Source organism: Neisseria sp. HMSC067H09 (assembly GCF_001814135.1).
GTDB lineage: Bacteria > Pseudomonadota > Gammaproteobacteria > Burkholderiales > Neisseriaceae > Neisseria.
The window spans coordinates 174047-186417 of the sequence record NZ_KV814894.1 but is presented as its reverse complement, the minus strand read 5'-3'; the positions used below and the strand labels follow the sequence as shown (position 1 = coordinate 186417).

13 protein-coding genes and 2 pseudogenes are annotated in these 12371 nt (G+C 49.8%); 10 read left to right on the top strand and 5 right to left on the bottom strand.

The features are described from left to right. Positions 1-110: 110 nt before the first annotated feature. Together HMPREF2954_RS13225 and HMPREF2954_RS04710 are read left to right on the top strand one after the other, a co-directional pair. Positions 111-332, top strand: a pseudogene (locus HMPREF2954_RS13225) (IS5/IS1182 family transposase); the annotation flags it as partial. Positions 333-930: 598 nt separating this feature from the next. After that, on the top strand, positions 931-3063 hold the full coding sequence (locus tag HMPREF2954_RS04710) for an AsmA family protein (protein WP_045074831.1): 2133 nt from the start codon (positions 931-933) through the stop codon (positions 3061-3063). 65 nt (positions 3064-3128) lie between these two features. Here HMPREF2954_RS04710 and gap read toward each other — a convergent pair whose 3' ends face one another. Continuing rightward, the gene (gene gap, locus HMPREF2954_RS04705; RefSeq protein ID WP_070689025.1) at positions 3129-4160 is read right to left on the bottom strand and encodes a type I glyceraldehyde-3-phosphate dehydrogenase; all 1032 of its coding nucleotides are present in this window, start codon (positions 4158-4160) and stop codon (positions 3129-3131) included. Between the two features lie 200 nt (positions 4161-4360). Between gap and HMPREF2954_RS04700 the strand changes: the two genes are divergently transcribed. The 4 genes from HMPREF2954_RS04700 to murU all read left to right on the top strand — a co-directional run bounded on the left by HMPREF2954_RS04700 (position 4361) and on the right by murU (position 6991). Continuing rightward, positions 4361-4879: a protein disulfide oxidoreductase gene (locus tag HMPREF2954_RS04700; RefSeq protein WP_045074829.1), complete on the top strand. Its 519-nt coding sequence runs from the start codon at positions 4361-4363 to the stop codon at positions 4877-4879. Between the two features lie 341 nt (positions 4880-5220). Then, a complete protein-coding gene (hpaR, locus tag HMPREF2954_RS04695) occupies positions 5221-5658 on the top strand; it encodes a homoprotocatechuate degradation operon regulator HpaR (RefSeq protein ID WP_003743527.1) in 438 nt (145 codons plus the stop codon). 12 nt (positions 5659-5670) lie between these two features. Then, positions 5671-6171: a 4-hydroxyphenylacetate 3-monooxygenase, reductase component gene (gene hpaC / locus HMPREF2954_RS04690; RefSeq protein WP_039407724.1), complete on the top strand. Its 501-nt coding sequence runs from the start codon at positions 5671-5673 to the stop codon at positions 6169-6171. Between the two features lie 124 nt (positions 6172-6295). Further along, a complete protein-coding gene (murU, locus tag HMPREF2954_RS04685) occupies positions 6296-6991 on the top strand; it encodes an N-acetylmuramate alpha-1-phosphate uridylyltransferase MurU (RefSeq protein ID WP_045074794.1) in 696 nt (231 codons plus the stop codon). Between the two features lie 76 nt (positions 6992-7067). On the opposite strand, the gene rarD is transcribed toward murU, so the two are convergent. Further along, positions 7068-7967, bottom strand: coding sequence for an EamA family transporter RarD (gene rarD / locus HMPREF2954_RS04680; protein WP_070689024.1), 900 nt, complete (start codon positions 7965-7967; stop codon positions 7068-7070). Positions 7968-8034: 67 nt separating this feature from the next. Between rarD and HMPREF2954_RS12900 the strand changes: the two are divergent. Further along, a pseudogene (locus HMPREF2954_RS12900) lies at positions 8035-8148 on the top strand (IS5/IS1182 family transposase); the annotation flags it as partial. Between the two features lie 136 nt (positions 8149-8284). Here HMPREF2954_RS12900 and luxS read toward each other — a convergent pair. From luxS to cyaY, 3 genes are all read right to left on the bottom strand, one after another. Then, positions 8285-8791, bottom strand: a complete 507-nt coding sequence (gene luxS, locus HMPREF2954_RS04675) for an S-ribosylhomocysteine lyase (protein WP_003745039.1) — start codon at positions 8789-8791, stop codon at positions 8285-8287. 163 nt (positions 8792-8954) lie between these two features. Then, entirely contained in the window at positions 8955-9413 is a 459-nt protein-coding gene (locus HMPREF2954_RS04670; RefSeq protein WP_003755647.1) for a DUF6636 domain-containing protein, read from the bottom strand. 57 nt (positions 9414-9470) lie between these two features. After that, on the bottom strand, positions 9471-9794 hold the full coding sequence (cyaY, locus tag HMPREF2954_RS04665; RefSeq protein WP_003755648.1) for an iron donor protein CyaY: 324 nt from the start codon (positions 9792-9794) through the stop codon (positions 9471-9473). A gap of 70 nt (positions 9795-9864) precedes the next feature. Between cyaY and lptM the strand changes: the two genes are divergently transcribed. From lptM to rfbC, 3 genes are read left to right on the top strand one after another with little or no spacing between them, the layout of a single operon-like run. Then, positions 9865-10035: an LPS translocon maturation chaperone LptM gene (gene lptM / locus HMPREF2954_RS04660; RefSeq protein WP_003745044.1), complete on the top strand. Its 171-nt coding sequence runs from the start codon at positions 9865-9867 to the stop codon at positions 10033-10035. 11 nt (positions 10036-10046) lie between these two features. Next, positions 10047-11267 (top strand): diaminopimelate decarboxylase, encoded by a 1221-nt coding sequence (gene lysA, locus HMPREF2954_RS04655; RefSeq protein ID WP_045074792.1) that lies wholly within the window; start codon positions 10047-10049, stop codon positions 11265-11267. Between the two features lie 47 nt (positions 11268-11314). Further along, entirely contained in the window at positions 11315-11854 is a 540-nt protein-coding gene (gene rfbC, locus HMPREF2954_RS04650) for a dTDP-4-dehydrorhamnose 3,5-epimerase (protein ID WP_045074791.1), read from the top strand. The last annotated feature ends 517 nt before the right edge of the window (positions 11855-12371 follow it).

Sequence of the window (12371 nt, the reverse complement as noted above, 5' to 3'; positions counted from 1 at the left end):
TTGCCAAACACATCGACCGCTTCCCACTATTGAAGGTGGATCAGGTGATTGATTGGCACCCGATCGAACAATACCTGAATCGTCAAAAAACCCGTTACCTCCGAGACCACCGCAACCACCCGCAGACGGAAGCTCAAATGAAGCGTAACCGATATTGATCGAAAACTCGTTATGTGGTTGAACAAAGCTTTAGTACGCTGCACCGTAAATTCCGCTACACGCAGGCAGCCTATTTCAGGCTGCTCAAAGTGAGTGCGTAAAGCCATCTGAAGGCGATGTGTTTGAACCTGTTGAAATCCGCCAACAGGCTAAGTATGTCTGTTGCTGCCTAAAAGGCGGCCCGGATGCCTCATTATCAGGTATCCGGGGAGAATTAAGGGGGTGTTTGGTTAGAATTAGGAGTGATTAGGGATGGAAACAATCTTGGCATAAACCTTACCCCAACGTTTCAATATTCTGAAAACGATAGTTTTTCACTCACACTGTACCCGATTTTCCCCCAGATACGTTTTGCTCTGAAGTAGGATTCACCCACCCAATCCTTCAATATCGCGTAAAGGCTTCTATCCCTCACACCCGTAGCCACATACGGACTCAATATTAGTTACAGGCTATATTGATACTTCTGATACTGATTTCTACCAGCATACAGCATCGGAAACAGCCAAATCTAAATCAAACAGCTGCAATGACTGATAAAGTCTTAGAGTAATTACACAGAACTTTTGATACTTTTCTTTATTTTATCCATAAAATTATCACTACATTATTAAGATAAGATTTACCTCTTGACGCGTTACTGCTTTCAAACGACCTGTCCCACCACAAGGCCTACCACTCACACCTTACATTTACCCTTAATCCCCCATCCATACCATCCCAAATGTCATGTGTTATACTTTCAGCCATGTTACCTTATTGCCTTTACGCATGAAAAATCCTCTGCTTAATTCAGGAAAATTTTGGCTGAAAACAGCCGTAACTGCGGTCATCTTTCTCGTTTGCACCGCAGCCACCCTGTATGCATCGGTTTATGCCCTATTTTCCCCCGAACAAATCGAAGCTTCCGTACAAAACGCCTTCAGCGGAACGGGGCGGAATATCCGCTTCAGCAGCGACATCCGCCGAAGCTGGTTTCCCCGTCCTACCGTTACCCTAAAAAACGTTACCATTACCCAACCTCAAAGCAATCAAACTGCCTTACATATCAAAGAGACCCATATCGGTTTGGGCTGGAGCAGCCTGTGGAACGATCACCCGGTCATCGAAAAATGGGTTATTACAGGTGCAGATGCCGTGTTATCGCGCACCGATGACGGCAAATGGAACCTGCAAGACCTGTTACATCCTTCCCACCCTACTTCTTTAAACCGTTTGATTATAGAAAACAGCTCTCTGCATATGAACATCGCAGGGCAAACACATATTATCGACAATTTTTATCTAAACATCCGCAACAACGGGGCTGACGGCCGTCCCTTCAAAATCAACGGCAGCCTGCGCCGCTCAAATCAACCCATCCAATGGCAGGGTAGCGGCGTGTTTAATGCCTCTGAAACCGGATGGAACATTCCCAATTTACTTTGGGAAGCATCTATTGCTGAAAAAGAAAACAAACTGTCCGCTGATGGAAGCGGCACATGGACGTGGTCGTCTGAAAACAACTCCCTACAAGCAGACAACCTCAGTCTGCGTACGGATAATCCTACCCAAAATTTTCACCTGACCGCGCAAATTCCCCATTTATCCTTGAAAAACAATGTATTGAATATTCCATCACTCAATGGTGCATTTACAGCAGGCAAGCCGGAAAGCCAATGGAACGGCTCATTCAAACTCGACAAAGCAAGCATCCGCACCAGCGTTGCCACATTGGATAACTTTGAATTCAACGCCAGCAACAAAAATGCCGTCCATCAGACCAATTTAACCCTGACAGGCCCTCTGCTGTGGCAGCAAAACAAAGGATTGCAATCATCTTCAATCAATCTGACCACATTGCAGGATACGGTCAACCGCCTACCCAATCCTCGCTTTATCAGCCAATTAACCGGCTCATTTAACTGGAACGGCAAAGAAAACTGGCAAGGGGATTTCAAAGGCACATTCGACCGCCAACCCCTTGCTCTTGTCTTCAAATATCAACCAACGGAAGAACAAACACCTCTTTTGGAAGCCGGGATTGCCCTGCAAAAACTCTCATTGCTCCCCTATTGGGATGATATACAGGCAAACTCCGGATCAGGCTACCCTGCAATCCTCAACAACGGCCCAATCCCAAGAATTGATGCCAGTATCAAAATCGGCAATATCCAAATACCCGGCCTGCAACTGGACAATATTGAAACCCTGCTGAATGCCGACAAAGAACATATCACCCTAAGCCATTTTAAAGCGGGTCTCTACGGCGGTCAGACAGAAGGCGGTATCAGTATGGCAAACACAACTCCGCCTACCTACCATCTCCAACAAGATGCCCAAAACGTACAAATCCGACCATTGCTGCAAGATTTGTTCGGTTTTCACAGCTTCAGCGGCAACGGAGATGCCATCATCGATTTGACAGCACGGGGTAACAACCGCAAACAACTTATCCAATCCCTACAAGGGATGCTGACCCTCAATATTTTGGATGGGGCATGGAAAGGTATAGATATAAATAACATCCTCAAAAACGGTATTTCCGCACAACAATCCAGCGGCGAGCATGTTCAAACCCCTTTCCACCGTTTTACCCTCAATAGCGAAATAGACAAGGGCATCAGCCACCACATCAATACCGAATTGTTTTCCGAACATTTACACATAGTCAGCAACGGCTACACCGATCTGAATACGCAAGAACTATCCGAAAACCTACTTATCCGTAACACACTCAATCCTTCCGCCAAACCCATACCGATCAAAATACGGGGCAATGTCGCTAATCCGTCCGTTACACTTGACTACAACCGTATTACCCACGGACTGAACAATCCCAAAGAAAAACAAAAAGCATTGGAACAAACATTGCGCGAGCAATGGCATTGGCTCAATCCGGAACGAAAACAAGCAGATAAATAAAAAAGGTCGTCTGAAAATCCAATCATGGTTTTCAGACGACCTTTTGGCATCTTCGACAATCCGTTTTATTCAAACGGGCGCACTTCCAAACCGAACATACGACGGGCAGTGTTCAGCATTTGGCAGCTGAAGCCCCACTCGTTGTCGTACCAGGCGAACACTTTAACCATATTACCGTCGGTTACTTTGGTCAGCGTTGCGTCAAAGGTACTGGCTTGGGTGGTGTGGTTAAAGTCCATAGACACCAGCGGCAGCGTGTTGTAGCCCAACACGCCTTTCAGACGACCTTCTTCTGAGGCGGCCTTCATCAGCGCATTGATTTCTTCGACACTCGTATCGCGCGCGGCTTGGAAGCTCAAGTCCACCAATGAAACATTGACGGTCGGCACGCGGATGGCAAGGCCGTCGAGTTTGCCTTTCAATTCGGGCAAGACCAAACCGACGGCTTTCGCCGCGCCGGTTTTGGTCGGAATCATGTTTTCCACACCGCTGCGGGCGCGGCGCAAGTCTTTGTGGCGCACGTCGGTCACGGTTTGGTCGTTGGTCAGGGCGTGGATGGTGGTCATCGCGCCTTTGACGATGCCGATGTTTTCGCTCAATACTTTGGCGACGGGGGCGAGGCAGTTGGTGGTGCAGGAAGCATTGGAGATGACGGTCATGTCGTCGGTAATCACGTCGTCGTTCACACCGTAGACGATGGTCGCGTCAACATCAGCCTCGCCCGGTGCGGAAATCAGCACTTTTTTCGCGCCGCTTTCGAGATGGGCATTGGCTTTGGATTTGCTGGTGAACGAGCCGGTGCATTCCATCACCAAGTCCACGCTCAAATCGCGCCAGGGCAGTTCGGCGGGGTTGCGGGTGGAGAAGAACGGGATTTTGCGGCCGTTGATGATGAGGTGGGTCGCATCGTGGGAAATGTCAGCATTAAAGCGGCCGTGGACGGTATCGAATTTGGTCAGATGGGCGTTGGTTTCGAGGCTGCCGCTGGCGTTGACAGCGACGACTTCAAGTTGGTCTTGCAGGTTGTAATCGTAGATGGCGCGTAATACTTGGCGGCCGATGCGGCCATATCCGTTAATGGCGACTTTAATGCCCATGGTTTTTCCTCTGTTACGGTTGGATAAAGGTTTGCGACCCGAATTATATCAAAAATGTAGTTTGATGTAATTAATGTTTTATCAATCCAGTTATACCTTTCCCATCATCCGTTTTTTCAGACGACCCATTAGGTAATTTTATGAAATATTGCATCAAAACAAAGTATCATCCCCTTTTTTCCTCTCCTCATCCCTCAAAAATGAAACGCCTGCCATCACGCATCAAATCACTCTCCTTATCCTTTTTACAGGCAATAGTCATTTTCGCCTTCTTATCGGCCGTTGCTGATTGGTGGCGCAAACCCGAACCGCCCGTGCAAATGTCGTCCGAACCGCTGCACCTGCTTTCAGGAGAAACGCTGACACCTGCCTTACTTAGTACAAACCGTACCGCCGTCCTTTATGTATGGGGAGACTGGTGCCATATCTGCGCCTATACCTCGCCTACTATTTCCCGGCTTGCCGAAGACGGCATTCCTGTTGTCGGTATTGCCCTGCACTCCGGTGCGGATGAGCATATCCGTACCTATATGTCGGAAAAACATCTCGACTTTCCTACGGTCAATGACAACGACGGACGCTTGGCGCAAAAATGGAAAGTTTCCGTTACCCCGAGCATTATCCTGATTAAAAACGGAAAAATGGTTCACTTTACCTCAGGAATCAACACTTATTGGGGATTGCGCACCAGAATTTTCATATCGGATCTGTTCTATTAATGCTATCCTGTTAAATCCTTTAATATATAAAGAACTCAAATCCTGCGTAGTACATGACCCTGCGAAGTAAATATTCGTTTATTGAAAAAATAAACCGCCCCTTGCCAGCGCAACTGATGATTTTGTTGAGGTTATGTCAAAAATAGACTAATATACAAACATAAGAAAATACGGAACATTACTATCAAAACAAACTTACGGAATGTTATCTGATTTTTGGTTTGATACTTTGCTCCCACGCATCCGCCGCTTTCACAGGGCTCTTATAATGACAATACAGCCTTTACAAATCTGCCTCCACGCTTCAAAGGTTTGTTTATCGGTAACAACGGAGACCCCTCATGCCCAACCAATCCAAACATGCGTCTATTAACATCGGCCTGATTCAAGCGCGGGAAGCGTTGATGACCCAATTCCGTCCTATTTTGAACCAAGCCAATATCACCGACCAGCAATGGCGAATCATCCGCCTGCTTGCCGAAAACGGCACATTGGACTTTCAAGACCTTGCCAATCAAGCATGCATCCTGCGCCCCAGCCTGACCGGCATTTTGACCCGCTTGGAAAAAGCAGGCCTCGTCGTGCGTCTGAAGCCGTCCAACGACCAACGCCGCGTCTATTTGAAGCTGACAAACGAAGGAGAAAAACTTTTCGAATCCATCGGCGCGCAAGTGGACGAACGTTACGATGCCATTGAGCAAGTGCTTTCCAAAGAAAAAATGCTCGAACTCAAAGAGCTGCTGACGGCGCTGTCGAAAATCGAACAGCACCTGAAATAAAAAGCACGACGAATGACAGATTCGGCACACACACTCAAGCATCCGTTCAGGGATGCCATGGCATCCTGCGCCGCAGGCGTACACGTCATCACGACCGATGGAGAATCCGGCCGTTACGGTATTACCATGACTGCCGTTACCCCTGTTACCGACGAACCGCCGACCATTATGCTCTGCATCAACCGCAAGGCGGCAATTATTCCGATTCTTCAGACCAACCGCGACTTGTGCATCAATACCCTGTCCGAAAGCCAACAGGACATCGCAGAACACTTTGCCGGCCTGACCGGGCTTTCCCCTGAAGAACGCTTTGCCTACCATATTTGGAACAGGGGCAAAACCGGGCAACTTGAAGTCGAAGACGCACTGGCGCATCTGCACGGACGTATCGTTTCACAACACGAAATCGGGACGCATTTTATCTTTTACGTTGAAATCAACGAAATCAAAAATTCCGGCACACATCCTCCGGCTTTATTATATTTCCGACGGCAATTCAAATCTTTGGAATAAAGCTCCCCAAGCTCGCAAGGTCGTCTGAAACCATCAGATTTCATTTTCAGACGACCTTGAATCAGCCTCCCCAATTCCGACGGACTGCCCATCATTTCATTATCCAAACTTATCCATCTCCCCTATGAAAGCAATGATACTTGCCGCGGGACGCGGCGAACGGATGCGCCCGCTGACCGACCATACCCCCAAACCCCTGCTTCAAGTCGGCAGCGAACCCTTAATCGGCTGGCACTTACGTCATCTGAAAACCGCAGGCTTTACCGAAATCGTCATCAATCACGCCTGGCTCGGCGAACAAATCGAAACCACGCTTGGAGACGGCTCGCAATACGGCGTACGCATCGCCTATTCCCCTGAAAAAGCAGGCGGCTTGGAAACCGCAGGCGGCATTGCCACTGCCCTGTCCCTGCTTGGCGACGCACCATTCCTCGTTGTCAATGGCGACGTACTGACCGACATCGACTTTTCCAAAGCCCGACAGGCCGCCGAAGCATTGACGTATTCAGACAAACTCGCCTGCCTATGGCTGGTTGACAACCCGCCGCACAATCCCGACGGAGACTTCGCCCTGCTTGCCAACGGCTTAGCCTCTTCAGACAAATCAGCAGGCGAAGCCTTGACTTTCAGCGGCGTAGGCGTTTACCGCCCCGAACTCTTCCGCGATACACCGCCGCACCATCCGGCCAAACTCGCCCCCCTCCTGCGCCAAGCAATGAACGAAGGAAAGGTTGACGCGCAAAAACACAACGGTCTTTGGTTGGATGTCGGAACGGTAGAGCGGCTGAACGAAGCAACCCAAATCGTACAAAACTGGTAATCCTCCATCTTGATTTAAAAATAAAAAGGTCGTCTGAAACCCGTTTCCAAGTTTTCAGACGACCTTTTATTGTCCTTTATCTTTCATCAACCGCTTTCTGTCTTGCCTTCATCCACCCGTTTGCCATCATCAGGCACAACCCCGACCAAATCAAACCATAGCTGATTAAAGCCCCGGGCTGCAAAGGTTCGCCCAAAAACGTTACCGATACGGCAAACAGCAAAACAGGCTCCAAATAACTCATCATGCCGAAGACAGCGACCGGCAATAATTGATTTGCCTTCAGGTTCAAATGCATGGCTATCGCGCTGTTTATCCCCAGCAATACCCCCAACCCCGCCAATACGGGCATATCGGCAATCAAACCTAACGTATCCGTAAAAAATACGATATACACCAGCGCGCACGGCGCAATCACCATCAAATCCAACGTCAATCCGACCAAAGGCGGCACGCCCAACCTTCGCCGCAGCAGGTAATACACAGGATAAGTGCCGAACACCCACACCGTCGCCCACGAAAACGCACCCATCCGCAGCCATTCCCACGCCACGCCGGCGCACGCCAGCATGACTGCCGCCGTTTGCAGTCGGTTGAGGCGTTCTTTAAACCAAATCCGCCCGCACAACATCATAGCCAGCGGAAACAGAAAATAGCCCATCGCCACATTCACACCCTCCCCGTTGACGGGCGACCAGACAAACAGCCACAACTGGCTCGCAAAAACAGGGGTGGGCAGGAAAATCAACAGCCAGCGTTTCCAATCCCGGCCGACGCCGCGTATAAATCTGTCTGCCGCCTGCCAGCCGCCCACCATCCCCATCAGGACGAACAAAGCCGCCAGCATCGCCACCATACGCCAAGCGAAGACTTCCGTCCCCGTCATCGGCTTCATCCAAATTCCGTATAAAAACAACACAACAAACAAAATATTGGACAACGCCGCCGCAATCAGACCTTTCGACAAATCCGTCATTTCAGACGACCTTACGCAATGAATAAAAGGTGTATTGTAGAATAACCTTATAGGAACTTCCCGTATTTATAGTGGATTAAATTTAAATCAGGACAAGGCAACGAAACCGCAGACAGTACAGATAGTACGGCAAGGCGAGGCAACGCCGTACTGGTTTAAAGTTAAACCACTATATCTTGTTCTCGTATTTTATTTTTTAGTTTTGAAATATATTTTTCTGCTTAAACAAACCGACAGCGGAATATCACGCGCCCAAACAAAAGGTCGTCTGAAATCCGGTTTCCCGTTTTCAGACGACCTTTTTCAAAGCATATCGTTTAAGCGTTCAATAAACTTTCATCCAGCGTCAGCTCTTCGTTTTTATTCACCGCCACTTTGCGCGTCAGGACGTTTTGCGCGATTTCCTGCGCTTCGGCGAGCGAGTGCATCAGATAGGTGCCGCATTGGTATTCGTTCAACTCGGGGATTTTGCTTTGGTCTTTGACATTGACCACATCCTGCATCGAAGCGAGCCATGCATCGGCGACCTGCTGCTCGTCGGGCGTACCGATGAGGCTCATGTAGAAACCGGTGCGGCAGCCCATCGGGGAAATGTCGATGATTTCGACGCCGTTGCCGTTCAAGTGGTCGCGCATAAAGCCTGCGAACAAATGCTCCAGCGTGTGGATGCCTTTTTCGGAGAGGATTTCTTTGTTGGGCACGCAAAAGCGCAGGTCGAATACGGTAATGGTGTCGCCTTTGGGCGTGGTCATGGTTTTCGCCACACGCACGGCGGGGGCGTGCATACGGGTGTGGTCGACTTTGAAACTGTCTAACAGGGGCATTGGATTATCCTTTTTTGCGGGTTATGTAGGTTTTCGGGATAGGATTTTGTCCAGCAATTCATCGTCCAAGTCTGTAAGTTTGGTTCATGCTTCGCCAACTTCAATACCATATAAAGGTCGTCTGAAAACGACCTTCAGCCAAGGACAGAAACAGCTCGAACAATTAAAACAGGCGGTATTCTTTACGATTGATTGAAAAACCGTGGCCGTCGTTATTTTGACAACTTAAGCCTGATGTTCCGCTGCGGCAGCTCCAACCCTGACCGCTAATGGTTTCACCGTATTTCAGTACGCGTGTTTCTTCGTAGCCTTCATTGTAGGGGACAAATTCGAAACCCGCGCAGCTCATAGTGGCTTTACCTTTGGCATTCAGCGTGAAATCCAAGCCTTCACCTTGTTGGTTACAGCGTTTGGGCATAGCTTTATTCAGACCGATAAAACAATACAAATCGTTGGTTCGGGGTTTGCCGGTCTTAGTGCGCTTTTGGCTGTCGCCACCACATAAGATATTGCCGCTTGGGGTAGCGAAAACCTGTCGGTAATCGTTGTTTAAGTAGATGCTGGATGAACCGGCAAAAGCGGGGGCTGTGGCAGCAAGTAACAGAAGGGGTAGATATTTCATGACGATTTTCTTTCTGATTGTTTTCCGTTGGTATTACTGAATGGTCTGCCTTTCGGCTTACAATTCGGCAATCTCAACCGCTTCGCCCGAAGCCGCGCTCAGTGCTTCGTTCAAAACGTCGTAGAAATCCCGTCCGTCGCGCGTTGCCAGCCATTTGCCGTTTTGCTCGGCGAAATGGTAGCCGCCGCTTTTTGCGGCAATCCACAATTCCTGATTGGGCGTGTGGCGGTTGACGATGATTTGCGTGCCGTCCGCCGCTTCGATGGTCAGGACGTTTCCGGCAAACTGGCAGTCGAAATCCCAGCCGTTTTCGTCGATTTGGTCTTCGATGTGTTCGAACAATTCTTCGCTCATGCGGATGAATTCGCTTTCGGTCATCATGGCTTTTTGTGTGTTTTTTGTTTAAGATACCGAATCTTGCCACATTCGCGCTTATGAAGGAAGTTTACCGATGAAATACGGCGTATTTTTTGCTGCGGCAACCGCCCTCCTGCTTTCAGCCTGCGGTTACAAAGGCGACCTCTACCTGCCCAAAGAAGGCGACAAGGCGCGTTTCGGCGTGATCCAAACCGGCTTAAAAGTCCATTCTTCCAAAGAACCTACCAATCAAACCAACGATTAAACCTTACCACCATGACCCTGCATTGCGAACAAGTCCCTTACTCCCGCCTTGCCGAAGAATTCGGCACGCCGCTTTATGTGTACAGCCAATCCGCACTGACTGAAGCATTTGAAAATTACCAAACCGCGTTTGCCGCGCTTTCCCCGCTTGTCTGCTACGCCGTCAAGGCAAACGGCAATCTGAGCATCATCAAACACTTCGCCTCGTTGGGCAGCGGTTTCGACATCGTCTCCGGCGGCGAATTGGCGCGTGTTTTGGCGGCAGGCGGCGACGCGGCGAAAACCATATTTTCAGGCGTGGGCAAAAGCGAGGCGGAAATCGAGTTCGCGCTTCATGCCGGCGTGAAATGCTTCAATATGGAAAGCATCCCCGAAATCGACCGCATTCAAAAGGTTGCCGAACGCTTGGGTAAAACCGCGTCCGTCTCCCTGCGCGTCAACCCTGATGTCGATGCCAAAACCCATCCTTACATCTCCACAGGCCTGAAAGCCAACAAATTCGGCATCGCCTACGCCGACGCGCTCGAAGCCTACCGCCACGCCGCCCGCCAAAGCCACCTCAAAATCATCGGCATCGACTGCCACATCGGTTCGCAACTGACCGACTTAAGCCCGCTCATCGAAGCCTGCGAGCGTATTTTGATTTTGGTGGATCAGTTGGCGGATGAAGGCATCGTTTTAGAACATTTGGACTTAGGCGGCGGCGTCGGCATCGTTTATCAAGACGAAACCGTCCCCGATTTGGGCGCGTATGCCCAAGCAGTTCAAAAACTGATCGGCACACGTCGTCTGAAGCTCATCCTCGAACCCGGCCGCAGCTTGGTCGGCAACGCAGGCTCGCTGCTGACGCGCGTCGAGTTCGTCAAACACGGCGAAGAAAAAAACTTTGTCATGGTCGATGCCGCCATGAACGACCTCATGCGCCCCGCCCTCTATGATGCCTATCACCATATCGAAGCGGTAGAACCAAAAAACATCCCGCCGCTGACTGCCAACATCGTCGGCCCGATTTGTGAAACCGGCGACTTCCTCGGCAAAGACCGCACCCTTGCCTGCGAAGAAGGCGATTTGCTGGTTATCCGCAGCACAGGCGCATACGGCGCCAGCATGGCAAGCAATTACAACGCGCGCAACCGGGCGGCGGAAGTCTTGGTGGACGGTAGCGAATACCGGCTTATCCGCCGCCGCGAAACCTTAGAACAGCAAATGGAAAACGAAATGGCTTGTTTGTAACATCCCGTCCGTTTTCAGACGACCTGTCCCATACTTGAGAATACTTCATGAAAATCATCGATACCACCCTACCCGACGTCAAACTTTTAGAACCCCAAGTCTTCGGCGATGCACGTGGCTTCTTTATGGAAACCTTCCGCGACGAATGGTTTAAGGCCAACGTCTGCGACCGCACCTTCGTACAGGAAAACCATTCCAAATCAGGCAAAGGCGTATTGCGCGGCCTGCATTACCAAACCGAAAACACGCAAGGCAAACTCGTCCGCGTCGTTGTCGGCGAAGTGTTCGACGTTGCCGTCGATATGCGCAAAGACTCGCCGACTTTCGGCAAATGGGCGGGCGAAATCCTATCGGCGGAAAACAAACGCCAGCTATGGGTACCCGAAGGTTTCGCACACGGCTTTTACGTTTTGAGCGATGAAGCCGAATTCGTTTATAAATGCACGGACTATTACAACCCGAAAGCCGAACATTCGCTGATTTGGAACGACCTGACCGTCGGCATCAAATGGCCGTTGCAAAGCGAACCCAACCTGTCGCCCAAAGACTTGGCGGGTAAAATTTTGGCTGAAGCAGTTACGTTCTAAATTACCGTCGTCAAATCCGTCAAAAACACAAGGTCGTCTGAAAACTTGAGATAAGTTTTTCAGACGACCTTTTTCAGTTACAGCAACCTGATCCCTTCCACTGTCCTGCGGTGGAAGGTTAGGATGGGGGTGGTTTGCGGATATACAGCATAAAGGGCAAGAGCCACCCTCTCTCCAGCCCTCTCCCGCCAGACGGGAGAGGGGGCAGATTACTAAATACTGCCGTTACTGTTTCTTAAATATTTCGTTATGTTTCTTTTCTGTCGGACGAAACAGCCAACTCCTCAACCGCCGTCATTCCCGCACAGGCGGGAATCCAGATTCTGAAAGGCCGCTGCAATTTTTAAAGATTTCCATAGCTTCCAAAACCTAGATTCCTGCCTGCGCGGGAATGACGAAGCAGATATTTTCTATTTGAATTTGCCAACAAGGTCATCCGAAAAGCTCGAAATAGGTTTTTCAGACGACCTTTTTTCAGTTACGGCAACCTGATCCCTTCCCCCGTCCGGCGGGGGAA

Bases quoted from the DNA above. Each gene is read 5' to 3' on its own strand.
- HMPREF2954_RS04710 (WP_045074831.1), top strand. From the start codon at position 931: ATGAAAAATCCTCTGCTTAATTCAGGAAAATTTTGGCTGAAAACAGCC.
- gap (WP_070689025.1), bottom strand. From the start codon at position 4,160: ATGGGCATTAAAGTCGCCATTAACGGATATGGCCGCATCGGCCGCCAA.
- HMPREF2954_RS04700 (WP_045074829.1), top strand. From the start codon at position 4,361: ATGAAACGCCTGCCATCACGCATCAAATCACTCTCCTTATCCTTTTTA.
- hpaR (WP_003743527.1), top strand. From the start codon at position 5,221: ATGCCCAACCAATCCAAACATGCGTCTATTAACATCGGCCTGATTCAA.
- hpaC (WP_039407724.1), top strand. From the start codon at position 5,671: ATGACAGATTCGGCACACACACTCAAGCATCCGTTCAGGGATGCCATG.
- murU (WP_045074794.1), top strand. From the start codon at position 6,296: ATGAAAGCAATGATACTTGCCGCGGGACGCGGCGAACGGATGCGCCCG.
- rarD (WP_070689024.1), bottom strand. From the start codon at position 7,967: ATGACGGATTTGTCGAAAGGTCTGATTGCGGCGGCGTTGTCCAATATT.
- luxS (WP_003745039.1), bottom strand. From the start codon at position 8,791: ATGCCCCTGTTAGACAGTTTCAAAGTCGACCACACCCGTATGCACGCC.
- HMPREF2954_RS04670 (WP_003755647.1), bottom strand. From the start codon at position 9,413: ATGAAATATCTACCCCTTCTGTTACTTGCTGCCACAGCCCCCGCTTTT.
- cyaY (WP_003755648.1), bottom strand. From the start codon at position 9,794: ATGATGACCGAAAGCGAATTCATCCGCATGAGCGAAGAATTGTTCGAA.
- lptM (WP_003745044.1), top strand. From the start codon at position 9,865: ATGAAATACGGCGTATTTTTTGCTGCGGCAACCGCCCTCCTGCTTTCA.
- lysA (WP_045074792.1), top strand. From the start codon at position 10,047: ATGACCCTGCATTGCGAACAAGTCCCTTACTCCCGCCTTGCCGAAGAA.
- rfbC (WP_045074791.1), top strand. From the start codon at position 11,315: ATGAAAATCATCGATACCACCCTACCCGACGTCAAACTTTTAGAACCC.